Annotated in this window: 22 protein-coding genes; 11 read left to right on the top strand and 11 right to left on the bottom strand. The window is 62.7% G+C overall.

Going from position 1 to position 23,255, the window contains the following annotated elements:
* Positions 1 to 24 precede the first annotated feature (24 nt).
* The gene (gene hpf / locus K6T12_RS07570; protein ID WP_222221073.1) at positions 25 to 375 is read left to right on the top strand and encodes a ribosome hibernation-promoting factor, HPF/YfiA family; all 351 of its coding nucleotides are present in this window, start codon (positions 25 to 27) and stop codon (positions 373 to 375) included.
* A 291-nt stretch (positions 376 to 666) separates the two neighbouring features.
* Here hpf and K6T12_RS07575 read toward each other — a convergent pair whose 3' ends face one another.
* Positions 667 to 1,563, bottom strand: coding sequence for a LysR family transcriptional regulator (locus tag K6T12_RS07575; RefSeq protein WP_222221075.1), 897 nt, complete (start codon positions 1,561 to 1,563; stop codon positions 667 to 669).
* Between the two features lie 94 nt (positions 1,564 to 1,657).
* On the opposite strand from K6T12_RS07575, the gene K6T12_RS07580 reads away from it, so the two are divergent.
* Both K6T12_RS07580 and K6T12_RS07585 read left to right on the top strand, forming a co-directional pair.
* On the top strand, positions 1,658 to 1,963 hold the full coding sequence (locus K6T12_RS07580) for a putative quinol monooxygenase (RefSeq protein ID WP_222221077.1): 306 nt from the start codon (positions 1,658 to 1,660) through the stop codon (positions 1,961 to 1,963).
* Entirely contained in the window at positions 1,960 to 2,214 is a 255-nt protein-coding gene (locus K6T12_RS07585) for a DUF2798 domain-containing protein (RefSeq protein WP_222221079.1), read from the top strand. Before K6T12_RS07580 ends, K6T12_RS07585 begins: the two co-directional genes overlap by 4 nt.
* A 101-nt stretch (positions 2,215 to 2,315) precedes the next feature.
* Here the strand turns inward: K6T12_RS07585 and K6T12_RS07590 are convergent, their stop codons facing one another.
* The 7 genes from K6T12_RS07590 to ald form a co-directional block, all read right to left on the bottom strand.
* Complete coding sequence (locus K6T12_RS07590; RefSeq protein WP_222221081.1) at positions 2,316 to 3,668, bottom strand: ATP-binding protein; 1,353 nt, start codon at positions 3,666 to 3,668, stop codon at positions 2,316 to 2,318.
* Positions 3,668 to 4,357 (bottom strand): response regulator transcription factor, encoded by a 690-nt coding sequence (locus tag K6T12_RS07595; RefSeq protein WP_222221083.1) that lies wholly within the window; start codon positions 4,355 to 4,357, stop codon positions 3,668 to 3,670. The genes K6T12_RS07590 and K6T12_RS07595 overlap by 1 nt, the downstream gene beginning before the upstream one ends.
* 6 nt (positions 4,358 to 4,363) lie before the next feature.
* Positions 4,364 to 4,615, bottom strand: coding sequence for a PepSY domain-containing protein (locus tag K6T12_RS07600; RefSeq protein WP_222221085.1), 252 nt, complete (start codon positions 4,613 to 4,615; stop codon positions 4,364 to 4,366).
* Positions 4,616 to 4,700: 85 nt separating this feature from the next.
* The gene (locus K6T12_RS07605; protein ID WP_222221087.1) at positions 4,701 to 5,243 is read right to left on the bottom strand and encodes a glycine zipper 2TM domain-containing protein; all 543 of its coding nucleotides are present in this window, start codon (positions 5,241 to 5,243) and stop codon (positions 4,701 to 4,703) included.
* Between the two features lie 609 nt (positions 5,244 to 5,852).
* A complete protein-coding gene (locus tag K6T12_RS07610; protein WP_222221089.1) occupies positions 5,853 to 7,841 on the bottom strand; it encodes a methyl-accepting chemotaxis protein in 1,989 nt (662 codons plus the stop codon).
* A 239-nt stretch (positions 7,842 to 8,080) separates the two neighbouring features.
* On the bottom strand, positions 8,081 to 8,329 hold the full coding sequence (locus K6T12_RS07615; RefSeq protein ID WP_222221091.1) for a hypothetical protein: 249 nt from the start codon (positions 8,327 to 8,329) through the stop codon (positions 8,081 to 8,083).
* Positions 8,330 to 8,414: 85 nt separating this feature from the next.
* Entirely contained in the window at positions 8,415 to 9,536 is a 1,122-nt protein-coding gene (gene ald, locus K6T12_RS07620; RefSeq protein WP_222221093.1) for an alanine dehydrogenase, read from the bottom strand.
* A gap of 345 nt (positions 9,537 to 9,881) precedes the next feature.
* On the opposite strand from ald, the gene ilvD reads away from it, so the two are divergent.
* Positions 9,882 to 11,714 (top strand): dihydroxy-acid dehydratase, encoded by a 1,833-nt coding sequence (gene ilvD / locus K6T12_RS07625; RefSeq protein ID WP_222221095.1) that lies wholly within the window; start codon positions 9,882 to 9,884, stop codon positions 11,712 to 11,714.
* 399 nt (positions 11,715 to 12,113) lie between these two features.
* On the opposite strand, the gene norR is transcribed toward ilvD, so the two are convergent.
* On the bottom strand, positions 12,114 to 13,664 hold the full coding sequence (gene norR / locus K6T12_RS07630) for a nitric oxide reductase transcriptional regulator NorR (protein ID WP_222221097.1): 1,551 nt from the start codon (positions 13,662 to 13,664) through the stop codon (positions 12,114 to 12,116).
* 209 nt (positions 13,665 to 13,873) lie between these two features.
* On the opposite strand from norR, the gene K6T12_RS07635 reads away from it, so the two are divergent.
* The 7 genes from K6T12_RS07635 (at position 13,874) to K6T12_RS07665 (ending at position 20,039) form a co-directional block, all read left to right on the top strand.
* Positions 13,874 to 14,320, top strand: coding sequence for a c-type cytochrome (locus K6T12_RS07635; protein WP_222221099.1), 447 nt, complete (start codon positions 13,874 to 13,876; stop codon positions 14,318 to 14,320).
* Between the two features lie 3 nt (positions 14,321 to 14,323).
* Positions 14,324 to 15,763 carry a cbb3-type cytochrome c oxidase subunit I gene (locus tag K6T12_RS07640; RefSeq protein WP_222221101.1) on the top strand — a complete coding sequence of 480 codons (1,440 nt, stop codon included), beginning with the start codon at positions 14,324 to 14,326 and terminating at the stop codon, positions 15,761 to 15,763.
* 94 nt (positions 15,764 to 15,857) lie between these two features.
* On the top strand, positions 15,858 to 17,678 hold the full coding sequence (locus K6T12_RS07645) for a nitric oxide reductase activation protein NorD (protein WP_222221103.1): 1,821 nt from the start codon (positions 15,858 to 15,860) through the stop codon (positions 17,676 to 17,678).
* Between the two features lie 33 nt (positions 17,679 to 17,711).
* On the top strand, positions 17,712 to 18,488 hold the full coding sequence (locus K6T12_RS07650; protein WP_222221105.1) for a CbbQ/NirQ/NorQ/GpvN family protein: 777 nt from the start codon (positions 17,712 to 17,714) through the stop codon (positions 18,486 to 18,488).
* A 57-nt stretch (positions 18,489 to 18,545) separates the two neighbouring features.
* Positions 18,546 to 19,160 (top strand): cytochrome c oxidase subunit 3 family protein, encoded by a 615-nt coding sequence (locus K6T12_RS07655; RefSeq protein WP_222221107.1) that lies wholly within the window; start codon positions 18,546 to 18,548, stop codon positions 19,158 to 19,160.
* A 9-nt stretch (positions 19,161 to 19,169) separates the two neighbouring features.
* Entirely contained in the window at positions 19,170 to 19,454 is a 285-nt protein-coding gene (locus K6T12_RS07660) for a cytochrome C oxidase subunit IV family protein (protein WP_222221109.1), read from the top strand.
* Positions 19,455 to 19,619: 165 nt separating this feature from the next.
* Positions 19,620 to 20,039: an arsenate reductase/protein-tyrosine-phosphatase family protein gene (locus K6T12_RS07665; protein ID WP_222221111.1), complete on the top strand. Its 420-nt coding sequence runs from the start codon at positions 19,620 to 19,622 to the stop codon at positions 20,037 to 20,039.
* Between the two features lie 338 nt (positions 20,040 to 20,377).
* Here K6T12_RS07665 and K6T12_RS07670 read toward each other — a convergent pair whose 3' ends face one another.
* Together K6T12_RS07670 and astD are read right to left on the bottom strand one after the other, a co-directional pair.
* Positions 20,378 to 21,718, bottom strand: a complete 1,341-nt coding sequence (locus K6T12_RS07670; RefSeq protein ID WP_222221113.1) for an N-succinylarginine dihydrolase — start codon at positions 21,716 to 21,718, stop codon at positions 20,378 to 20,380.
* Between the two features lie 21 nt (positions 21,719 to 21,739).
* The gene (gene astD / locus K6T12_RS07675) at positions 21,740 to 23,212 is read right to left on the bottom strand and encodes a succinylglutamate-semialdehyde dehydrogenase (RefSeq protein ID WP_222221115.1); all 1,473 of its coding nucleotides are present in this window, start codon (positions 23,210 to 23,212) and stop codon (positions 21,740 to 21,742) included.
* Positions 23,213 to 23,255 lie beyond the last annotated feature (43 nt).

The following is a 23,255-nucleotide window of genomic DNA, read 5'->3' on the forward strand; positions in this document are numbered from 1 at the left end:
CATATTCTGCAGTAAGGATTCAAAATGATCATCAATATCACTAACCGCAACGATAAGGTATCTCCCGCTGTCCGTGAAAAAATCGAAGCTTGGCTGGGACAGAGTCAGAAGCGGTTCGATATGATCACCAGCGCCCAGATTACACTGGCTAAGGTCGACCAGCAGGATGAAGCTGAAGCCACCCTGCATGTGGCGGGCAAGGACCTGTTTGCCAAGGCGGTTGGCGATAACCTCTACGCCGCACTGGATTCACTGAGCGACAAGGTCGACAAGCAGCTGCTGAAAATCCGCAAAAAACAGACCCATAAAAAAGGCACACCGAAACCGCAGGAGATCGAGTCGGCTGTTGAATTGGATGATCTGGATGAGGAATAAGTTTAAGCCTGTCTCTCATTAGAAAATATTAGAAGGCAATAAAAGAAAGCGCATGGTTATTTTAATAGCTGTGCGCTTTTTTGTTTTTTATATTATTGTGGGCAGAATTTCTATAAGTGCGTGGTTGCCGCAGTCTCTAAACCCCCTCCTGCAAGAAAGCCGCGCTTCGTGGCAGCTCGCTTTTTATGCCCGTGGGTGCTGCGAGTCACTGTTTTGGTTTATAGCCAAAAGGGTCTCAGATAAATCCGCGGCTACACCGGGGTAGCGATCGTGCTGTGAACGCGAGGGTTCTTAACGTAAATCAATCGGATTGAACCAGGGCTGCTGTTGCAGGAAATCGGTCAGCTGTTCCATCAACACCCGTGCCCGGGCCGACAGACTGCGCCTATAGGGCCAGACCAGGTAGAGTTCCCGCCGCTGGCCCTGCCAGTGCGGCAATAGCTGTACCAGCTCACCGGATTGCAGTAGCGGATAGACCGCATTGAGCGGTGCCAGGGTAACGCCGGCGCCGCCTTTCACCAGGTTGATCGCCATCATCAGGTCGTTGCTGATATAGCTGTGCTTTTTCCGCAGTGTCTGACTTTCTCCATCACGGTTTGATAATTGCCACTGGTTCAATTGGCCGGTGGCGACGGTCGGTGTTTCCAGCAACTGGTCAATCCGCTCGGGCAATGGCTGATCCATGCTGGGCGAGGTGACCAGCACGGTATCGATATGGCCCAGCCTTTTCTGGATCAGCGTGGAATCCGCCTGCGGGCCGATACGGACCGCCAGGTCGGCCTGGGCCTGCTTGAGATCGATGGTGGCGTTGTTGAGGTCCAGCGTCAGTTCGATCTTCGGGTACTGGCGGATAAAGTCCGGCCAGAACGGGTCCAACGGGCCGACCGCCAGGTTGGTGGGGGCCAGTACTTTCAGCGGCCCGGCCAGGCTGTGCAGCGCCTTGTCCAACCCGCCGAGCCGTTGGTCCAGCGCCTGGATCAGTTCGGCGCATTCGTTGTAATAGGTTTCGCCCTCCTGGGTTAGCGTCAGGCCACGCGGTGAGCGGTGCAGCAGTTTGCAACCCAGTTGCCGCTCCAGCGCGCTAAGGCGCCGCGATACGGTGGCGACGGTGGTCTCCAGCCGCTCGGCGGCGGCGGTCAGACTGGCCTCTTCAACAGCCAGGGTAAACAGCTTAAGGTCATCCAGCATTTTACAAAATTGTAATAATGGCTTTTAGATTTAACTCTACTTACAAAAATGTTGCCTTGCTAGTCTGACCGCTCTGAAACCTCAGGAGCTGTTTATGAATTCCTACGACCTGATAGCCCGTATCCGGGTAACCGACCCGCAACGACTGGAAGAGGCCAGAAAAGAGCTGGCCCTGCTGGAACGGGAGACCCGCCATGAACCGGGTTGCCTGCAGTTTTCGGTGTTCGAGGACAACGATCGCGAAGGGGACTTTCTGCTGTGGGAATCCTGGCGGGGCAAGGAGTCCCTGGATGCCCATTTCGAGGCCGAACACACCAAGCGTTGCCTGGCGCTTGGGTTGACCGAAGTGGTCGAGATTACGCCGCTGACGCCGGTCGAGCGGCTGGGAGATGCGGCATGAAGTTCCGGCTCTGTTTCGCGTTCCTGCTGTCGCTGGTGCTGTCGTTCCTGATGACCGCCTGGGTGACCTGGCTGAACCTCGGTTTCACGGCGGATTTCATCAGCCGCTGGCTCAGCGCCTTCATCACCGCCTGGCCGGCAGCGGCGCTGATCTCCTTTACCCTGGCGCCGTCGGTACAGCGGCTGACCCGATATCTGGTGAATTTTTCTGATAATGGAAAAGGGGGCGGACGCAATGCCGAGCAGGGATAGTCTTCCATTCATCGACGCTCCTACATAGGAAGCGCTAGTGGATACGACCTGCCGAGCTCCGTTAACTCATAACTGTTAACTAAAAACTGTTCACTCAAAACTCAGCTACTCGGCAGGCTTAACTGAAATAACGCGCCGCCTTCGGGGGCCTCGGCGACGTTCAGATCGCCGCCGTAGGTGCTGAGGATGTCTACCGCCACCGCCAGACCGATCCCCTGACCCTGCACCGAGGTATCGGCCCGCTCGCCACGCTGCAGAATCTTCTGGCGCAGCGCCGGCGAGATGCCGGGGCCGTTGTCGGCGATCTCGATCTGCAGCCAGCGGCTGTTAACCGAGGCGCTGACCCGCACCTGGTCGTCGCCGTACTTGAAGGCGTTTTCCAGTAGGTTGCCGAGCAGCTCCATCAGGTCGCGCTCGTCGGCGGCGACGTTCAGGCCGTCCGGCAGCTCCAGCCGGGTATCGATCCCCTTGTCGCGGTAGACCTTGGCCAGCGCCGCCAGGATCCGCTCCACCACCGGTTTCAAGGCCACCCCGCCGGACAGTGGTGCCGGGCCCTGGCTTTTCACCGCCCGGGCCAGCTGGTACTGGACGATCTGGTCCATCCGATCGACCTGCTCCTCGACCGCTTGCTGGTAGTTCTGCTGTGACTGGGATTCTTCGGCTGCGCCGCGAATCACCGCCAGCGGCGTCTTCAGGCTGTGGGCCAGGTCGCCGAGCGTATTGCGGTAACGGCTGCGCTGCTGCTGTTCACTGTGTAGCAGCAGGTTCAGGTTATCGGTGACCGCCTGCACCTCGGTCGGGTAATTGCCCTGCAGCTGTTCGGCTTCGCCGGCTTCGATCCGCTTGAGGTCTGCCGCCAGTTGTTTCAACGGCTGCAGCCCCCAGGTCATGATGCTCCATTGCACCGCCAGCGCCAGCACCAATACGGCAACGAACCAGAAGGTCAGCTGCTTACGGTAGGCGGCCAGTGCATGGCTGGTCGGCTGGTCGCTTTCCAGCACGGTGAAAAGTAGATGGTGTTCCTTCTCCAGGGTTTCCCAGATCACCGGAAAACGGACCCGGTAGAGTTGATTGTCGGCCAGGTGGTCGAATTGCAGCTCGCCGGGCAGCGGCATCGGGTCGGGCGGCGGCAGAATGCTGTCGGCCAGCAGGGCACTGGAGGTAGTGCGCCACAGCAGTCGATTGTCGGCATCGTGCAGCGCGCCATAGAGACCGGATTGCAGCTGGTTGAAGCGCGGCTCGGTCAGCAGTTCCGGCATATGTACCTCGCCGCCGGCCACTTCGGCAGCGCCGATCAGCAGATAGACCTGGGTTTGCAGCCGGTCGCGCACCGCGGTTTCCAGGCTGTTGTGGTAGGACTCCAGCAGCGCCCACCAGGCCACCAGCATCACCAGTGGCATCAGCAGCATCGATGCCAGCAGCAGCCGGCTGCGTAGCGAGTTGGGCAGCCGCATCAGCCGTTGCCGGACTCGCCGGGCGGTTCGATACGGTAGCCCAATCCGCGCACCGTGGTGATCGGGTTCAGATCGCCGTCCGGGTCCAGCTTGCCGCGCAGGCGGCGCACGAACACCTCCAGCACGTTGCTGTCACGGTCGTAATCCTGGTGGTACAGGTGCTCGGTCAGCTCGGTCTTGGAGATGGTCTTACCGGCATTCAGCGCCAGGTATTCGAAGGTGCGGTACTCGTAGCTGGTCAGCTTGACCAGCTCGCCATGACGGTGCACCGTGCGGGCCACGGTATCGAGCTTGATCGGGCCGATTTCGATTACCGGCGAGGCGTGGCCGGCAGCACGGCGCAGCAGGGCGTTCAGCCGGGCGGCCAGCTCTTCCATATGGAACGGCTTGACCAGGTAGTCGTCGGCGCCGGCCTCCAGGCCGCTGACCTTGTCCTGCCAGTCGCCGCGGGCGGTCAGGATCAGGATCGGGAACTGGATATCATTGGCGCGCCATTGGCGAATCACCTCGATACCGGACAGCTTGGGCAGGCCGAGGTCGACGATCGCCAGGTCGTAAGGGAACTCCAGCCCCAGGTAGCGGGCCTCTTCACCGTCAGCCGCCTCTTCGACGGTATAGCCGCGGCCATTCAGCGAGCCGCTCAGCTGGCGGCGCAGGTTTTCATCATCTTCGACTAGCAGGATTTTCATACCGGTTTACTTCCTTTTCCGTTCAAGCGGACGACCGCTGTCGGCATCCATCATGATCTCGCGCACCCGGCCATCCGGCCGAACCAGCCGGATTCGGTAGGCGTTGCGACCGTCGCGTATCACCGGGTCGGCCTTGATCACCTTGCCGCCATACTGTTGCTGGGCTCGGCCAGCGGCTTCCTGCAGGGTGAGTTCCCGCTCGGCCAGCTGATACTGGCCGGGCCCGGCGACCGACTGGTTGGTGAGCAGTGGAAGCATCAGCAATCCCAGCAGTAACGGCTTCACGGAGTGTCGTAAAAAAGAGGAGAGAGCGTGCATCCACTGAACCTTCTGGTAAATCTGTTCAGAGCATCGGTCTTACATTCACCTTTACTCTGATCCGTTTGCCTGGGTGGTGTGCCGTCCGGGTATGGTAGATCCGTCCCCGGTAGCGGTAGGCGACTCGGTAGCCGGTAACCTCTTCATGATACTCCACATCCTCGGTATGGGCACAGCGCCGCTCGTTGCGGTAGCTGTGACCGGCGTAGCCGCGGTCGTTGAGATCATTGGCGATGGAGGCTCCCAGTGCCGCACCGATCACGGCCTGAACCTTTTTGTTGCTGTCATTGTGGCCGATCGCGTTGCCGATCGCACCCCCGATAACCGCCCCGACGATCTCGTCGGTGTAGGAGTCATTGCGGCGGTAGTCGACCCGCACCTGCTCGTTCCAACACTCCTGGCGCGGCACCCGGTAGCCGACCCGCTCATAGATCGGATCGACGTCGACCACCTTGGCGTAGTCGTAGCCTTTATAGCGATGATCATGGCCGTGGTGGCGATGGTCGGCCTGGGCTGTCAGCGGGCTGAGCAACAGCGCCGCCAGAATGGCGATGGTTGAACGTTTCATACTGACCTCCTTTGCCAGTCGGCGTTTCTAGCAGGCTGTCGGACTGTTACGCCGTAGATTGGTGCTAAGTCCGGCAGGCTGCCTGACACTGGAGATCAGCATAAGGCGGGGCAACTGAATTGGGTGTGAATGCAAGCTTGCAGCTAGATTGAGCGGTGTTGGTATTTTGGGTTCTTCACGCTTTAGCGGGAAAGTCTTGAACCCGTTGATGACACTTTGAGCGTCAAGTGTCAGGCAATTTGCAGCCCGGTTGATATGCTCTTTGGTGTTGCCGGTGACTGATCATGGCGCCGATGGGACCGTCTTTGGTCGCGGATAAATCCCCTCCTACAAGGACTGCGCCTCCTAGCCGCTCGCTCCGCGGGCGACGTCTTAACCATGTCGCGGTCAGCATGCCAGGTCCGCTGTTACAGGGGGCGTGCTGCGGCCGTTCAGGGCGGGAATAGCGGCAAGTATATGGCTGGCGTAAATGGTTCTGCCGTAACCCGCGACGAACCACAACGGAATCTTGTAGGGTGGGCACGTTTTTGTGCCCACATAGCGCTTATTGACCTGATGTAGCTCGATAATCCAACAAAAAGGGAGGCGATGCCTCCCGTTCGGGTTCCGCTAGCGCAGGGTTTCCAGTCGTCGGGCGACGGTGGTGATCTGATCGCTGCGCTCCAGCAGCGCCTTGGAGTCGCCGGCGTTGTTATTGATCAGCTGGTTGATCCGTTCCACCAGGCCATTGAGCTCGCGGCTGATCGCTTCCTGCTCGTCGGCGGCCACTGCGATCTGGGCATTGCGGTCCGCCACCGAGCTGAACGCTTCGGCGATCGCTTGCAGGCTGTCGCGGGCGTCGTTGACCTGGCCGACCGCCTGCTGGGTACCCTGTTGGCCGCACTCCATGCTGCTGACCGCCTGTTTTGAGCAGCTCTGCAGTTTGCCGATCATCTGTTCGATCTCGCCGGCCGACTGCTGCGACTTGGCTGCCAGCGAGCGGACCTCGTCGGCGACCACCGCGAAGCCACGGCCCAGCTCGCCGGCGCGGGCCGCCTCGATGGCGGCGTTCAGTGCCAGCAGGTTGGTCTGTTCGGCGATGTTCTTGATCACCGTCAGCACCGTGCCGACTTCGCTGCTGCCCTGCGCCAGTTCGTCGATCACCCGGGTGGTGTCGCCGATGGTGACGTACAGCTGGTCCATCATCTCGACCGCCGCATCCATCTGCCGCTGGCCCGCCCGGATGGTGTCGGCCACCGACGCGCTGGTGCCGTTGGCCTGCTCGGCGTTGCGTGCCACCTCCTGGGAGGCGATGCCCAGCTGTTGGGTGCTGCTGGCGATGATAGCGTTCTCTTCGCTGAGCTTGGCCGCGGCATTGGTGAATTCTTCGCTAAAGTTGCGCAACCCGATCGCCTGCTCTACCAGCTGGTGGGATTCGCCGTGCACGCTGTTGACCAGGCCGTGCAGCTTGTCGGCGTAGGCGTTGACCGCCGTGCGCAGCTGGCCGATCTCGTCCGGCCGATCGACGCTCAGCTGTTGGTCGTTATTGATATCGCCTTCGGTCAACTCCTCGATCTGAACCCGGGTATGGTTGATCAGCTTGAGCAATCCTTTCAGGTAGGAGAACGCCAGCAGCAGCACCAAGATCATCGGGCCGCCGACAATCAGCATCAGTTCGCCGTTGATATCGTCGGCCAGCCCCTCGATCTGGCTGAGCGGGGTTACCAGCGCCAGCGTCCAGCCGGTCTCCGGCATCCGGTACAGGTCGATCCGCGCGCCTTCGTCGAACTGCGGGTCATGTTCGATGGTCAGGCTGCGATGTTGCCCGGTGCCGGCGTTGCCCAGCTGTTGCAGGGCGGGGCGCAGCCAGGGGGCTTGTTGGCGCAGTTCGTCCAGCGTGGTGAGACTGCCGCGGGTGCGGGCTGACAGTTGCTTGTCCGGGAAGCCCAGCAGCTGGCCGTCGCTGTCCAGCGCGAAGGCGTAGCTACCGGTCTCGTCGGCCAGCTGGTCGAGGAACTGCTCCACCGCGTCCAGCGTCATATCGATGGTGCTGACGCCGTAGAATTTTCCGTCGCGCTGCATGGCGACGGTGCAGGTGATCATCGAGACGTTGGTGGCCGGGTCGAAATAGGCCGCCGACCAGCCGCAACGGCCGGCCGGCAACGTGCGGCCGACCTGGTACCAGGCCTCGTTGTGGTAACCCAGTTCGTTGAAGTCATCCAGGTAGCCCAACTGGCCGTTGCTGCGGGCCCAGAAGAAACTGCGCTTGTCGACCTTCGGATCGAAGGCGCCGGGCTCCGGCCAGATGCCGCCACCGGCAATGCCCGCATCGCCGTGCTTGTCGATCATCGCCGGCAAGGCCGATTTGGTCAGCGCGACATCCTTCGGCATATTGGCGGCGCTGTCGGCCAGCGCCACGGTCAGCGCCTCGATCTCCCGTATCCGGCCGTTGAGCCGCTGCATAATGGTCTGGGCGCGCTGTTCGATCAGCTGCCCGTTCAGAGACACCAGCTGGGGCTTGGCCCGCCACTGGATCACCGCCCAGACGCTGACCAGCAGCAGCGCCAGCACGATGACCGATCCAATCTGAATTTTTCGTTGAATATTGAGCGTGGCCACGATTGATCCCTTCTAATGCAGCTTCTGGGAAACTTTGGAGAGTGATTACCGAACAGTAACAATTCTCCCTCACCGGCAAAGCCTGTATCGGCCACGCTAATGACGAACTATTACGGATTGCGGGAACGGGAGTGGGCTTCGAGTTGATAGGTATGAGTTAACAGATAGACGTTAACAGATAGCAGAGGGTTCCACCGGCAAGTCGGTGGGGAGCTGCAAGCCCCGCCGGCCTTGGCACCTTATTTGTGGTCTTTTTGCTGCGCTTTGAGCTGACGGACCGAAAGAATCACGAAACGGACGTTATAGATCATGCCGATCGCCAGGGCGGTCGCGGCGGTGACGATAAACAACTTGCCCAGTGCCGGGCTGTGCAGCCATTGACCCAGCCACAAGCTGAGGATGCTGATCAGTGCGACCGGAATGCCGGTCTTCATAAAGCGCTGCATCCAGGGATCGCGACGGATCGCTGTGCGGTCGACGGTGCTCATCGGAAACCTCTCTATGACGATGGAGCAGCCAGAGTAGGGGCTGGCCGGTGGCCCGGCAAGCCCCATTAGCGGAAAGGATAAGTTGTCACTGTTCGCCCAGCAGCTCGCCCAGCGGCGCCAGCGGCAATTTGAACGCCTCGGCCACCCCGGCGCAGTACAGCTTGCCGGCGTGCAGGTTGAGGCCGTTGGCCAGGTGCGGGTCGTCACGGCAGGCTTGTTGCCAGCCCTTGTCGGCCAGCGCCAGCGCGAACGGCAGGGTGGCGTTGGTCAGCGCCAGGGTCGAGGTGCGCGCCACCGCTCCCGGCATATTGGCGACGCAATAGTGCACCACCTCGTCGACCAGGTAGGTCGGGTCGGCATGGGTGGTCGGGTGGCTGGTCTCGAAGCAGCCGCCCTGGTCGATCGCCACGTCGACCAGTACGCTGCCGCGTTTCATGCCGTGCACCAGCTCGGCGCTGACCAGCTTCGGCGCCGCCGCGCCGGGGATCAGCACCGCGCCGACCACCAGGTCGGCGTCCAGCACCCGCTGTTCGATCTCGCTCTGGGTGGCGAACAGGGTTTCCACCTGGCTGCCGAACTGGGCGGACAGCTGGCGCAGCCGGGGCAGCGACTTATCGAACAGGGTCACCCGGGCGCCCAGGCCGACCGCCATCTGGGCCGCGTTTTCGCCAACCACCCCGCCGCCGATGATCACCACATGGCCGGGCGCCACCCCAGGCACCCCGCCGAGCAGCACGCCACGGCCGCTCTGGGCTTTCTCCAGACAGTGGGCGCCGGCCTGGATCGACATCCGGCCGGCTACCTCGCTCATCGGCGCCAGCAGCGGCAGGCCACCGTGCCGGTCGGTGACGGTTTCATAGGCGATGGCGCTACAGCCGGATTTCAGCAGCGCATCGGTCTGCGGCCGATCGGCCGCCAGATGCAGGTAGGTAAACAGCAGCTGGCCGTTGCTCAATGCGGCGCATTCGGCCGGCTGTGGCTCCTTGACCTTGATCACCATCTCGCTGCGCTCGAAAATCTCCCGCGCCGACGGCACGATGGTGGCGCCGGCCTGGCAGTAATCCTCGTCATCGAAGCCGATCGCATGGCCGGCGTGGTGTTCGATCAGAACCTGGTGGCCGCGACCGACCAGCTCGCCGACCCCCATCGGGGTCAGGCCGACCCGGTATTCGTGAACTTTGATCTCTTTCGGGACACCGATCAGCATGCGAAACCTCCTTGCCATGGCAGCACCACTGGGAATGAAAGAGTCCGGCCAGACCAGCGGGCCGGTGTTTCAAGTGTAGACAAGGAGTTGGCTGAACTTGGTGCAAACGGCTGTCCTTCGTTATGATCGGCCACGCCAGGCAGGCTCCAAGGAGTCTCGCCAGATGGGCCGGGGGTTCTGGTATACTCGGGAGGAAGCGACGACCGTCCGGCGATCTCAGGCTAACGACGACCGGTCGGCGATCCGATAACACACTGACTATAAAAGGCTGCCGGCAGGATGCTGCCCGACGCCGATTGAAGACAGATACACTGACATATAAGCCAAGACTCGAGGGATCAGTTCATGCCCCAGTATCGCTCCAAGACATCCACTGCCGGCCGTAACATGGCCGGCGCCCGCGCGCTTTGGCGTGCCACCGGTATGAAGGATGAAGATTTCCACAAGCCGATCATCGCGGTCGCCAACTCCTTTACCCAGTTTGTGCCGGGCCATGTCCACCTGAAGGACATGGGTCAGCTGGTCGCGCGCGAGATTGAGAAAGCGGGCGGGGTGGCCAAGGAGTTCAATACCATCGCGGTGGATGACGGTATCGCGATGGGCCATGACGGTATGCTGTACTCGCTACCGTCGCGCGACATCATCGCCGATTCGGTCGAGTACATGGTCAACGCCCATTGCGCCGATGCCCTGGTCTGCATCTCCAACTGCGACAAGATCACCCCGGGGATGCTGATGGCGGCAATGCGGCTGAACATTCCGGTAATCTTCGTCACCGGCGGCCCGATGGAAGCCGGCAAGACCAGGCTGGCCGACCACAAGCTGGACCTGGTCGACGCGATGGTGCTGGCAGCCGACCCGGCCGCCTCCGATGAGCTGGTCGACGAGGTCGAGCGTTCCGCCTGCCCGACCTGCGGTTCCTGCTCCGGCATGTTCACCGCCAACTCGATGAACTGCCTGGCCGAGGCGCTGGGGCTGGCGCTGCCGGGCAACGGCACCGTGGTAGCGACCCACGCCGACCGCAAGCAGCTGTTCCTGCGCGCCGGCCGCACCATCGTCGAGCTGACCAAGAAATACTATGAACAGGATGACGAGCGGGTGCTGCCGCGCTCCGTTGGCCTGAAGGCGTTCGAGAACGCCATCACCCTGGATATCGCCATGGGCGGTTCCACCAACACCATCCTGCATCTGCTGGCGATCGCCCAGGAAGCGGAGATCGACTTCACGATGAAGGATATCGACCGCCTGTCGCTGCAGGTGCCGCAGCTGTGCAAGGTGGCGCCGAACACCCAGAAATACCATATCGAAGACGTGCATCGTGCTGGCGGCATCATGGGCATTCTCGGCGAGCTGGACCGCGCCGGCAAACTGCACACCGACGTGCCGACCGTCCATGCAGCGACCATGAAGGATGCGCTGGACGAGTGGGACATCATGCGCAACCCGTCGCCGGAAGTGGTCGAGTTCTATCGGGCCGGCCCGGCCGGCATCCCGACCCAGCAGGCGTTCAGTCAGAGCACCCGCTGGCCGACGCTGGACGGCGACCGCGAGAACGGCTGCATCCGCTCGATCGATCACGCCTTCTCGCAAGAGGGGGGCCTGGCGGTACTGCACGGCAATATCGCGCTGGACGGCTGCGTGGTGAAATCCGCCGGGGTCGACGAGTCGATCCTGGTGTTCGAAGGGCCGGCGCACATCACCGAGTCGCAGGATGAGGCGGTCGCCAACATTCTGGATGACAAGGTCAAGGCCGGCGACGTGGTGATCGTCCGCTACGAAGGGCCCAAGGGTGGTCCGGGCATGCAGGAGATGCTCTACCCGACCTCCTACATCAAGTCCAAGGGGCTGGGCAAAGCCTGCGCGCTGCTGACCGACGGTCGTTTCTCCGGCGGTACCTCCGGCCTGTCGATCGGTCACGTGTCACCGGAAGCGGCGGCTGGCGGTGCCATCGGCCTGGTGCGCAACGGCGATATCATCCGCATCGACATCCCGAACCGCACCATCGACGTGCTGCTGTCCGATGAAGAGTTGGCCGCCCGCCGCGTCGAGCAGGACAAGCTGGGCTGGAAACCGGTCGAAGAGCGGCCGCGTAAGGTGTCCGCCGCGCTGAAAGCCTACGCCAAACTGGCTACCTCGGCCGACAAGGGCGCGGTGCGCGACCTGTCGCTGCTGGACTGATCTTTTAGTACCAGCATCCTATTCCAGTCGCTAAGTGACTGGAATTGATTACAAAAATAAAGCCAGTCAGTTAACCGCTGACTGGCTTTTTTGTTTCTTTTATTGCCTTTGTTTCGGTCGTGCTCGGTCGGGTGTCGCCGAGTGGGGGCCCAGCCTTGCAGGGTGGGCACGTTTTTCGTGCCCACGCGCGCTCGTTCACCTGTTCTAGATGTTTCCCGCTAACCGGCGATGAGATTTTTTATGGCTGCACGTAGAGGCCGTCTCGGAATCCCAAAAAGAACGCCTGTCGGCGTTTGGTCGGCTAAGCCTGCCCGGCCGGAACCAACTCTGCAGGGGGCGGTTGCCGCTCGGGGCGCCAACGGAACTGAAAGACTCGACAGATATAAAATAAAGAAAAAATCAGCGGATTCCCAACCGTTTCAGTAGTCGGTGGAAGTTGCTGCGATTGATCCCCAGGCTGCGGGCGGCGGCGGCCATGTTGTCGTCATGCAGCTGCAAGCGCTGCTCGATCAGCTCGCGCTGGTACTGCTCCAGCGCTTCCTTCAGCGGCAGGCCGGGGCTGACGGCGACGGTTTCGCTCGCTTCCGGCTGGGTGACGGGGGTGGCCGTGCCGTCGTCGTCGAGCCCCAGGTGCGCTGTTCTCAGGATCACGCTGCCGCGACCGTTGCCGTGCTCGGCGATCGCCTTCAAGGCGGCCCGGCTGAGCAGGTGTTCCAGTTCCCGCACGTTGCCCGGCCAGCGGTAGCCCAGCAGCTGCTGCTTGGCCTCGGCGGACAGCCGCAAGCCCGCCACCCCCAGCCGGCGCTGGTTGGCTTCCAGCAGATAGCCGGCCAGCAGCAGCACGTCGCGGCCCCGTTCGCGCAGCGGCGGTACCTGCACCGGGTAGACCGACAGCCGGTGGTAAAGGTCGGCGCGGAAGCGGCCGTCGGCCACTTCGCTGTGCAGGTCGCGGTTGGTGGCGGCAACGATCCGTACATCCACCTCGATATGGCGGTCGCTGCCGACCCGCTGGATCTCGCCGCTCTGCAGTGCACGCAGCAGCTTGGCTTGCAGCGCCAGCGGCAGTTCGCCGACCTCGTCGAGGAACAGGGTGCCGCCGTCGGCGATCTCGAACTTGCCGGCCCGGTCGGCCACCGCGCCGGAGAAGGCGCCCTTGACGTGGCCGAACAGTTCGCTCTCGGCGATGTTCTCCGGCAGCGCGGCGCAGTTGACGTACACCAGCGGCTGGTCGGCGCGGCCAGACCGGCCGTGGATGCGGCGCGCCACCAACTCCTTGCCGACCCCGGTCTCACCCAGCACCAGCACGCTGAGATGCGACTGGGCGACGATGGCGATCTCATCCAGCAGCCGTCGCATCACCTCGCTCTGGCCGACGATCTCCGGTATCCCGCTCTCCGCCTGCAGTGCCTGGGCCACCTGCTGCTGGCGCTCGGCGCGGGCGGCCAGTGCATCCATCCGCGCCGCTGCCTTGACGGTGGCCTCGGTCAGGCCGATGAAGGTGCGCAGCTCCAGTGGGTCGATCCGGTCGAAGGTGGCCGGGTTCATCGCGTCCAGGGTCAGCACACCCCAGGGTTTCTCATCGATATAGAGCGAAGCGCCCATGCAGTCGTGCACATGCAGCTGCTGGTCGACCCCCTCCACTAACCCGTCGTACGGGTCCGGCAGCGGGCTGTCGGCCGGGAAACGGATTGGGCTGCGGCTATGCAGCAGGCGGCTTAGTCGCGGGTGATCGGCGGCCCGGAAGCGACGGCCCATGGTGTCGACGCTGAGGCCATCCACCGCCAGCGGCTTCAGATAGTCGCCATCGAGCTGCAGCAGCGCGGCGGCGTCGCAGGGGAATATCTGCTGCATCGCCGCCAGCAGCCGCTGGTAGCGTTGCTCGGCGGGTAGGTCGCGGGACAGGTCGGCAACGATGCCGATCAGGCTCTCGGAGAAGCTTGGAGTTGTCATTTGGATAACTCTGGTGTCATTAAGACAACATTCTAGTTGTTATCAATTAGATAACAAGTTTTATTTTTCCCTTTGAAATCAATTAGATAAATTTTGGCACGTAAATTGATATACAGGAGGCACTGAATAATTTTAACCAACCTGGAGGGGAGCAGTGATGACCCCAGACAAACTGCATCGGCAGCCGGCCCGGCTCGAAGGGGGGCGGCATGGCTGAGATGTTCACCAAGGGCATGGCCCGCAATATCTACTACGGCGGCGGAGTGTTCTTCTTCCTGCTGCTGGTCGGACTGACTTTCGACACCTTGCGCGAACTGCCGCAGCGTGATCACCGTGAGAATATCACCGAATCGGTGGCGCGCGGTAAGGCGTTGTGGGAGGAGAACAACTGCATCGGCTGCCACAGCCTGATGGGCGAGGGCGCCTACTTCGCGCCTGAGCTGGCCAACGTGTTCGACCGTTACGGCCAGGGCAGCGAGGAGAACTTCCACCAGTTCATGCAGGCCTGGATGGCGATGCAGCCGATGCCGACCGAGGGTCGCCGCAAGATGCCGCAGTTCCACCTGAGTCAGCAACAGGTCGCCGATCTGACCGATTTCCTGATCTGGACCTCGCGCGTCAACGATAACGACTGGCCGCCGAACCGGGAGGGTTAAGCGATGAAATTTGAATCCCAAAGCGTGGCCAAGCCGTATTTCATCTTCGCGCTGGCACTGTTTACCGGTCAGATCCTGTTTGGGCTGATCATGGGGCTGCAGTACATCATTGGTGATTTCCTGTTCCCCTACCTGCCGTTCAACGTGGCCCGGATGGTGCACACCAACCTGCTGATCGTCTGGCTGCTGTTCGGCTTCATGGGCGCGTCCTACTATCTGGTGCCGGAAGAAGCCGGCGTCGAACTGCACAGTCCACGGCTGGCGCGGATCATGTTCTGGGTGTTTGCCGCCGCCGGGGTGGCGACCATCCTCGGCTACCTGCTGGTGCCCTACGCGGAGCTGGCGCGGTTGACCCATAACGAGCTGCTGCCGACCATGGGCCGCGAGTTCCTCGAACAGCCGACCATTACCAAGATCGGTATCGTGGTAGTGGCGCTGGCGTTTATCTACAACATCGGCATGACTGTGCTGAAAGGCCGCAAGACCGTCATCAACATGGTGCTGATCACCGGCCTGATCGGTCTGGCGGTGTTCTTCCTGTTCTCCTTCTACAACCCGGAAAACCTGGTGCTGGATAAGTTCTTCTGGTGGTGGGTAGTGCATCTGTGGGTAGAGGGTGTCTGGGAACTGATCCTCGGCGCGATCCTGGCGTTCGTACTGATCAAGGTCACCGGTGTCGACCGCGAGGTGATCGAGAAATGGCTGTACGTGATCATCGCCATGGCGCTGATCTCCGGCCTGATCGGTATGGGCCACCACTACTACTGGATCGGCCCGGGCGAATACTGGCTGTGGCTGGGTTCCATCTTCTCGGCGATCGAACCGATTCCGTTCTTCATGATGGTGATGTTCGCCTTCCGGATGGTGCGTCAGCGTCGTCACCAGCACGGTAACCAGATCGCTACCCTGTGGGCGCTGGGTACCGCGGTGATGGCCTTCCTGGGCGCTGGCGTCTGGGGCTTCATCCACACCCTGGCACCGGTCAACTACTACACCCACGGCAGCCAGATCACCGCCGCCCACGGCCACCTGGCGTTCTTCGGCGCCTACGCGATGGTGGTGATGTGCATCATCTCCTACGCGATGCCGATCATGCGTGGCCGCTTGCAGGGCAACTCGCCGCAGGCGCAGAAGCTGGAAACCTTCGCCTTCTGGGCGATGTGCATCAGCATGCTGGGCATCACCCTGGCGCTGACCGTGGCCGGTGCCTGGCAGGTGGCGCTGCAGCGGTTGCCGGAAGTGGGCGCGCTGAGCTTCATGAATACCCAGGACAAGCTGATCCCGATCTTCTGGGTACGTGAACTGTTCGGGGTGGTGTTCTTCCTCGGCCTGGTGGCCTACCTGGCCAGCTTCTTCGTGGGCGGCGTCAAGGTTGCCGACCGGCAGCAGCAGGAAAGCACCGAGAAAGCCGCCGAAGCGGTCTGCTGCGGCAGCTGCAACTGAGCGGTGACTTAGCATCAAAGCATCAACAAGCACTCTTGGGGCACGCCTGTGCCCCCTTTTTTCCGAATTTACATTGAATTGAGCGAGGCCTGAGATGGAAGAGTTTGTCGGCGCACTCTGGCACCGCCTGGTGACCCGCCAGTCGGCTACCGACTACCCGGACGCGGCAGTCGCCCTGGCCGACCTGCAGCCGCAGCTGGCGCCGTTCTTTCGTGCACTGGGCGGCTCGCCCGGTCTGCTGCTGGAAGGCGCCGAGCCGCGTGCGTTCCGGGCGCCGCGCCGGTTTATCCAGCGGGTCGCCGGCAGCCACAGCCGATTTACGGTTGGCTGGCAGGATGAACGCAGTCTGCGTCTGCCGCCGATGATCGCTCAGTTCGATGATCCCGCGCTGAACGAAGCGCTCTACTTCTGGCTGGCCGCCCTGGCCAGCCAGCTACCGACTATCCGTCATTGGCTGGTGGACAACCAGCGGGTGACAGCTGAACTGCTGGCGCGCCGGCCAGGCCTGGCCGCCGGCTACCGGCGGCTGGTCGAGGCGACGTTGGCGCAGCGCCAACAGCTGCTGCAGCTGGAAGGCGCGGCGCTGGAGCGCGAACAGGCGATCCGCCAGGCACTGCTGGAGCCCGGCTCGGTCAGCCGGTTGCCCAAGGCGGCCGGCGACCCGTTGCCGGTGCCGCTCTGGCTCTATCCGGCGCCGTTGCGTGATGTTTCCATCGCGGCTGAAGATGAGCAGGACGAAGTGACTAACCAGTCTGCCGCCCAACCAGAAAAACTGGAACTGGCCCGCAAGCAGGCCCGGCGTACCGATGACCGCAAAGAGACCGACGGGCTGATGATCTTCCAGCTGGAGGCGCTGTTCACCCGGGTCGAGCAGGTCGATGTCGATCGTGTCCAAGAGGAGGACCTGGACGACGAGGGTGCGCCGGACGATCTGGATATCATCAGCCTGTCGCGCCAGCGCCGCGCCGGCGCCGGCAAACTGAAGTTCGATCTCGACCTGCCGGCCCCGCAGCAGGACGAACTGGCCCTCGGCGACGGCATCCGGCTGCCGGAGTGGGACTACCGTACTCAGCAGCTGCGGCCGGACTACTGCCTGCTGCAGCCGATGCTGGCCGACGACGCCGAACCGGCGCCGCTGCCCGAACATCTACGAGGCCCGGCCCGGTTGCTGAAGAACCGCTTTGCCAACCTGAAGCCGCAACGCAGCTGGCAGCGCCGCCAGCCGCAGGGTGAGGAGCTGGACTTGGATATCTGGCTCGACAGCCTGACCCAGCCCGGCCGCAGCACCGAGCCGGTGGCCTGCTTCCGTCAGCGCCAGGCGGCGGCGCGGGATCTCTCCTGCCTGCTGCTGGCCGATATTTCGATGTCCACCGACGCCGGCCTCAATGCCGAGCAGCGGGTGATCGACGTGATCCGCGACAGCCTCGGTCTGTTCGCCGAGGCGCTCAGCGGCTCCGGTGATCGCTTCGCGATCTACGGTTTCTCGTCGATCAAGAACAAGCAGGTGCGCTACCACCTGTTGAAGAACTTCAACGAGCCCTACGGCGACCGGGTGCGCGGCCGTATCCAGGCGATCAAGCCCGGCTTCTACACCCGGATGGGGGCGGCGATCCGCCAATCTACGGCGATTCTCGAGCAGCAGAAAACCGAGCAGAAATTGCTGCTGATCATCTCCGACGGTAAGCCGAACGATATCGATCACTACGAGGGCCGCTACGGTATCGAGGATACCCGCCAGGCGATCCAGCAGGCGCGGGCCAAGGGGTTGCAGCCGTTCTGCGTCACCATCGACGAACAGGCCAGCGATTACCTGCCGTACCTGTTCGGCGATCGCGGCTACGCGCTGGTCAACGACCTGACCCGGTTGCCGATGCTGTTGCCGAAACTTTACCTGAACCTGACCGGCGCTCACTGAGCAGAACAGAATAGATTGTTACAGGACACCATCATGACTACTCAACGTCCCTACCTGCCGCAACATAACGAGATCGAACTGTTCCAGTGCGCCGCCGACAACCGGCTGCCGGTATTGCTGAAGGGGCCGACCGGCTGCGGCAAGACCCGCTTCGTGCAGCATATGGCCGAGCAGCTGGGCCGCAAGCTGTACACCATCGCCTGCCACGACGACCTGACTGCCGCCGATCTGGTCGGCCGCCACCTGATCGGCGCCGACGGCACCTACTGGCAGGACGGCCCGCTGACCCGCGCGGTGCGCGAGGGGGCGATCTGCTACCTCGACGAGGTGGTCGAGGCGCGCAAGGACACCACCGTGGTACTGCACCCGCTGTCCGACCACCGCCGCGAGCTGCCGATCGAGCGCACCGGCGAACTGCTGCAGGCGCATCCCGATTTCATGCTGGTGATCTCCTACAACCCCGGTTACCAGAACATGATGAAGGGGCTGAAACCGAGCACCCGCCAGCGTTTCGTGGCGTTGAGCTTTGACTACCCGGATGCCGAACATGAGGTGGTGATCCTCTGCCAGGAATCCGGCATCGACAAGCAGACCGCCGGCCAGCTGGTAGCGCTGGGCCAGGATCTGCGCCGGCTGAAAGATCAGGACCTGGAGGAAGCCGCTTCCACCCGCCTGCTGATCTACTGCGCGCTGATGATCAAGGGGGGCACCCCGGCGGCGCAAGCCTGTCGTAGCTGCCTGGCGGAACCGCTCAGCGACGACAGCGAAACCCTGGCGGCGATCGACCGGTTGATCAGTAGCTATTTTTGAAGTTTTTGATTCTTTATTAGGGCCGAGGCGGCCAACTCAGCAAGGAAGGAGATTGCCATGACGGCAGCGACGCCCCAGACGATGGCGCCCTCGGTGCTCTCTCGAGCAGACAGCCATAAAGATAACGTGCCGGGTGGGATTGCGGTCTGGGTGCTGATCTATGCCGAGCTGACCGAGTTCGCGCTGTTCTTCCTGGTTTACCTGGTGACCCGCGCCCACAATCCGGAGCTGTTCGCCGAGGGGCCGGCATACCTCAACACCACCGCCGGCACCCTGAACACCCTGGTGCTGGTCACCAGCAGTTTCTGCGTCGCCCGGTCGATGGCGGCGATCCGTCGCAACGACCGGGCCCGCTGCATCCGCTGGCTCTGGTTGACGCTGGCCTGTGCCGCCGCCTACTGCGGCATCAAGGGTTGGGAGTACTACTGGAACGAGCTGCACGATATCTACACCCGGCGCAATTTGTACTTCACGCTGTATTACTACCTGACCTTCAACCACCTGCTGCATGTACTGGTCGGTATGGTGATGATCCTCTGGCTGATCTTCCGCACCGCCATCGGCAGTTATAGCGCCGACGAGCACGAGGGGCTGGAGAACGGCGCTTGCTACTGGCATATGATCGACTTGGCCTGGATCGTCATCTTCCCGCTGGTTTACGTATTGGGTTAGGAGTCCGTGATGAGCTGGAAACTGTCCGACCTGAAAACCTGGCTGTTGCTATTGGCGCTGACCCTGAGCAGCGCGCTGATCGCCGAAACCACCCGGCCGGAAGCGGGATTGATGCTGTTTATCTGTCTGAGCGTGGCGCTGAAGGGGCAGCTGGTGATTGATAACCTGATGCAGCTGCGCGACAGCCACCCCGGTGTGCGTCGGCCGATGCGGGCCTATTTCGTGGTGGTGATGGGCTTGATCGCATTGGCGATGCTGTTTCCCGAGACGCTGGCCCGCATCACGACCCTTTGAGCGAGTGCAGCGGCTGCTCAATATGAATTTTTGATGACAAAGCTGCGTCAGTCGCTGCTCCACCTTCCTGAACCGGCCTATATTTGAATGGCTGCAGTATGCAGAACAGCCTGATTTTTCAGGCCCTATCGCCGCGAGGCGATGTGCGTAGGGAGAGCAACGCCGATGAATAACAATAAACCGCTTCGAGTCCTTTTTGTCTGCCGTCATAACGCCATCCGTTCGCAACTGGCCGCCGCCTGGCTGAACCGCTTGGCGCACGGTGAAGTCATTGCCGAAAGTGCCGGCCTTGAGCCGCAACCGGTACCGGCCTTTGTTCAATCCCGGGTCGCCCTGCTGGAACGCCGGCCGGTGCTGTTGAGATCACGCTCTATGCAACGGGTGGCCGGCAAGCAGTACGACTGCGTAATCCGGCTCTGCGACAAGTCTTCCGAACAGTTACCGATGCACCCCTGCGACCTGGAGGGGATCTGCTGGGATTTCATTCCGCCAGCCAACCTCGAGCAGCTGCGCCAGATGGAATACCAACTGATGGACCGGTTGAAACTCTGGCTGGAAGTGAAGTTGCCGCTGTTTGCCGCCTGAGTTTTCTTAAGGCCTGTCATGGCCAGCAGCCTTCGATCTCATACGGTTCGGTCTGCTGGCTGTGGTTTTGCGGCGGTGGGAAGGTTTGTTATCCGTCGCATCGAGTTTTTCGTCAGCCCGGCGGTTGGCTGATCATCATCAGCCCGGCGGTTGGCTGATCATCATCAGCCCTGTCGCTCGCGGAGCGAGCAGCTACAGGGGAGCGTGCTTGGTCGCGTCCCGCTTTGTATGTCCCTTGGGTACCGCGGGCGACCCGAGCATGGCCACAACTCCTGATCCCTGTCTTAGTCAGTGCCGAAGGGCATGCCAAGCCCGCTGCTACATATCGGGTAACCCGCTTATTCCTGCTGGAACGGGTACAAACCATCCAGGCCGAGCAGACCGCTCAGTTCATCCAGTGCCCGCTGCACCTCGTCGACCAGCTGCGGGTCCTGCAGGTCGGCGATGGTGAGCCGGTCGCGGTAGTGACGCTCCACCCAGTCGCGCAGGCTTCGGTAGAGCGGCTCGCTCAGCAGTACCCCCTGGTGCATGGCGCGCAGCGCGCTGCCGGTCAGCGGTACCCGCAGCCGCAGGCAGGCGGGGCCGCCGCCGTTCTGCATGCTCTGGCGCAGCTCGACGTAGTGGACCCGCTTCAATGGCGAGCCGCTGCCGAGCAGCCGGTGGATGACCGCGCGGGCGGAGGCCTGTTGCTGGCATTCGGCCGGTGCGATCAGCGCCATCCCGCCGTCCGGCAGGCTGACGATCTGGCTGTTGAACAGCAAGCAGTCGACCGCCTCGCTGAGGCTGATCTCATACTGGCTGACCTGCAGCAGGTAGAGCGGCTGATCCTGCTGTTCCCGCCAGAGCGCACGCAACTGGTCGAGCCGGTAGCTCTGCTGTAGATAACTCAGTTCATGCGCCAGCAGCAGGTTGCGGTGGCCGGTTGCCACCAGGTCGTTGTGGAAAACTCCGTTATCCACAGCGCTGGGATGTTGCTGCAGTTGCAGGCAGCGGCTGTTGTCCAGGCCGTGCTGTCGGCTTAGCGCCTGCCAGGCATCGGCGCTCTGCCGGGCCGGATAGCGCCTGGGCCGCGGGCTGTCGTGGTCCCAGCCGAACACCTGCAGGTTGAGGCCCGGTCGCTGATATTCCGTGCACAGTCGGATATGGTTGGCGGCGCCTTCGTCGGCCAGTGCAGTGCAGGCGGGTAGCGGCGGGTGATGGGCGAAGAAGGTGGTATCGGCGAACAGCCGTTGCAGTAGTCGGCTGTTGAAATCCGTTTCCAGTGAACGGTGCAGGTTGTGGATAAGGTTGGCGGGGGTGAAGTGGACCCGGCCGTCGTCACTGTCGGCGGCGGCGGTGACGGTTGCGGCGTTGGCGGCCCACATCGAAGAGGCGGACCAGCAGGCGGCCAGCAGATCCGGTGCCTGGCGGTAGGCCTGTTGCAGCAGCTTGCCGACATCACCGTTGAAGCCCAACACCCGCAGGGTAGCCAGTACCGGCCGCGCCTGCGGCGGCAGCACCGCTTGCGGCACGCCGAGCCGGTGCAGCAGCCACATCTTCTCCAGCCCTTGTAGGGCCGCCTCCTTGGGCGACGAGTGCTGGCCGCGATGTCGCAGGCAGGCCAGGTTGCCGGGCGCCAGGCCGGCATAATGGTGAGTCGGACCGGGTAGCCCGTCCAGATTGAGTTCGAGCGCGTGCATCGCCGGGTACCTATGCTCGGGTTACAGGTGCAGGCCGGGGCTCAGCTGCTCCGGCAGGCGTGCTGACTCGCACTCCAGCGAGGCGACCGGATAGGCGCAGTAATCGGCGGCATACCAGGCGCTGGGACGGTGGTTGCCGCTGATGCCGATGCCGCCGAACGGTCGGCTGGAGGCGGCGCCGGTCAAGGGTCGGTTCCAGTTGATCAGGCCAGCTCGAACCTGCTGGCGAAAATGTTGGTAGTGATGCGGGTCCTCGCTGAGGATGCCGGCGCTCAGGCCGTAGGCGGTGTCGTTGGCCTCGGCGATTGCCTGCTCCAGGTTATCCACACGGATCAGCTGCAGCAGCGGACCGAAATACTCCTCGTCGGGACGGTCAGCCACCGAGGTCATATCGAGCAAACCGGGCCGTAGCATCGCCGGGTAGCTATCCACAAACTCGGCTGGCTCCAGCAGCTCGCCACCCAGCTGTTGCAGTTGCTGCTGGGCCGCCAGGATCCGCTCGGCGGCCTCACGACAGATCAGGCTGCCCATGAACGGTTGCGGTTGGCTGTCGTAGGGACCGACCTCAAGCCGACGAATCGCCTGGCGCAAGGCTTCGATGAAGCGGTCGCCCCAACTGCCTTGGATGACCAGCAACCGGCGTGCGCAGCTGCAGCGTTGGCCAGCGCTGAGGTAGGCGGACAGCAGGGTATGGTGGACGGCGGCGCGGGTGTCGGCGCACTGCTCCACATAGAGCGGGTTATTGCCGCCCATCTCCAGCGCCAGGATTTTTTCCGGCCGGCCACCGAACTGGCGGTGAAGGTAGCAGCCGCTGCTGGCACTGCCGGTGAACAGCAGGCCGTTCAACCGAGGTTCGTCGGCCAATGCGGCGCCGGTGTCGCGGCCACCCTGCACCAAATTCAAGACGCCGTCCGGCAGTTCGGCGTTCTGCCACAGGTGGATCATCAGTTCGGCGGTGCGCGGGGTCAGCTCACTGGGTTTGAACACCAGCGTGTTGCCGGCCAGCAGTGCCGGCATGATATGGCCGTTGGGCAGGTGGCCGGGGAAGTTGTACGGGCCGAACACCGCCAGCACGCCGTGCGGCTGGTGCCGCAACACCGACTGGGCCTCGCCGAGCGGCATGCTGTGCTCGCCGCAACGGGCCTCGGCGGCCTGCAGGCTCAATTCGGCCTTGGCGATCATCGAGGCGACCTCGCTGTCCGATTCCCACAGCGGCTTGCCGGTCTCCTGGGCGATGGTGTCGGCCAGCAGGGTGCGGTGCTGGGCCAACTGGTCGCGAAAGCGCAGCAGGCAGGCAGCACGCTGGCTGTCGGGCTGAGCGGCCCAGCCGGGGAAGGCGTTGACAGCCGCACTGACCGCCTCGCCGACCTGCTGCACATCGGCCGCCCGGCCGTGCCACAGCAGTCGCTCATCGAGCGGGTTGACCGAGCGCATCTCCTCGCCGTGGCCGCGCAGCCACTGGCCGTTTATCCACAGCGAGCGGGGCAGGGTCATTGCGGCAGTCCCTCTTTCAGCGATCTTGGCCCGCCGCCATGGC

It is taken from the genome of Marinobacterium arenosum (assembly GCF_019795155.1).
In the GTDB taxonomy this organism is placed as follows: domain Bacteria; phylum Pseudomonadota; class Gammaproteobacteria; order Pseudomonadales; family Balneatricaceae; genus Marinobacterium_C; species Marinobacterium_C arenosum.

What these genes read in the sequence shown, in the direction of transcription:
- K6T12_RS07665 (WP_222221111.1), top strand. Translation starts at nt 19,620, where the DNA reads ATGAATAACAATAAACCGCTTCGAGTCCTTTTTGTCTGCCGTCATAAC.
- norR (WP_222221097.1), bottom strand. Translation starts at nt 13,664, where the DNA reads ATGACAACTCCAAGCTTCTCCGAGAGCCTGATCGGCATCGTTGCCGAC.
- K6T12_RS07645 (WP_222221103.1), top strand. Translation starts at nt 15,858, where the DNA reads ATGGAAGAGTTTGTCGGCGCACTCTGGCACCGCCTGGTGACCCGCCAG.
- K6T12_RS07655 (WP_222221107.1), top strand. Translation starts at nt 18,546, where the DNA reads ATGACGGCAGCGACGCCCCAGACGATGGCGCCCTCGGTGCTCTCTCGA.
- K6T12_RS07575 (WP_222221075.1), bottom strand. Translation starts at nt 1,563, where the DNA reads ATGCTGGATGACCTTAAGCTGTTTACCCTGGCTGTTGAAGAGGCCAGT.
- K6T12_RS07605 (WP_222221087.1), bottom strand. Translation starts at nt 5,243, where the DNA reads ATGAAACGTTCAACCATCGCCATTCTGGCGGCGCTGTTGCTCAGCCCG.
- K6T12_RS07670 (WP_222221113.1), bottom strand. Translation starts at nt 21,718, where the DNA reads ATGCACGCGCTCGAACTCAATCTGGACGGGCTACCCGGTCCGACTCAC.
- K6T12_RS07585 (WP_222221079.1), top strand. Translation starts at nt 1,960, where the DNA reads ATGAAGTTCCGGCTCTGTTTCGCGTTCCTGCTGTCGCTGGTGCTGTCG.
- K6T12_RS07640 (WP_222221101.1), top strand. Translation starts at nt 14,324, where the DNA reads ATGAAATTTGAATCCCAAAGCGTGGCCAAGCCGTATTTCATCTTCGCG.
- astD (WP_222221115.1), bottom strand. Translation starts at nt 23,212, where the DNA reads ATGACCCTGCCCCGCTCGCTGTGGATAAACGGCCAGTGGCTGCGCGGC.
- ilvD (WP_222221095.1), top strand. Translation starts at nt 9,882, where the DNA reads ATGCCCCAGTATCGCTCCAAGACATCCACTGCCGGCCGTAACATGGCC.
- K6T12_RS07615 (WP_222221091.1), bottom strand. Translation starts at nt 8,329, where the DNA reads ATGAGCACCGTCGACCGCACAGCGATCCGTCGCGATCCCTGGATGCAG.
- K6T12_RS07635 (WP_222221099.1), top strand. Translation starts at nt 13,874, where the DNA reads ATGGCTGAGATGTTCACCAAGGGCATGGCCCGCAATATCTACTACGGC.
- K6T12_RS07660 (WP_222221109.1), top strand. Translation starts at nt 19,170, where the DNA reads ATGAGCTGGAAACTGTCCGACCTGAAAACCTGGCTGTTGCTATTGGCG.
- hpf (WP_222221073.1), top strand. Translation starts at nt 25, where the DNA reads ATGATCATCAATATCACTAACCGCAACGATAAGGTATCTCCCGCTGTC.
- K6T12_RS07580 (WP_222221077.1), top strand. Translation starts at nt 1,658, where the DNA reads ATGAATTCCTACGACCTGATAGCCCGTATCCGGGTAACCGACCCGCAA.
- K6T12_RS07600 (WP_222221085.1), bottom strand. Translation starts at nt 4,615, where the DNA reads ATGCTTCCACTGCTCACCAACCAGTCGGTCGCCGGGCCCGGCCAGTAT.
- K6T12_RS07650 (WP_222221105.1), top strand. Translation starts at nt 17,712, where the DNA reads ATGACTACTCAACGTCCCTACCTGCCGCAACATAACGAGATCGAACTG.
- K6T12_RS07595 (WP_222221083.1), bottom strand. Translation starts at nt 4,357, where the DNA reads ATGAAAATCCTGCTAGTCGAAGATGATGAAAACCTGCGCCGCCAGCTG.
- K6T12_RS07590 (WP_222221081.1), bottom strand. Translation starts at nt 3,668, where the DNA reads ATGCGGCTGCCCAACTCGCTACGCAGCCGGCTGCTGCTGGCATCGATG.
- ald (WP_222221093.1), bottom strand. Translation starts at nt 9,536, where the DNA reads ATGCTGATCGGTGTCCCGAAAGAGATCAAAGTTCACGAATACCGGGTC.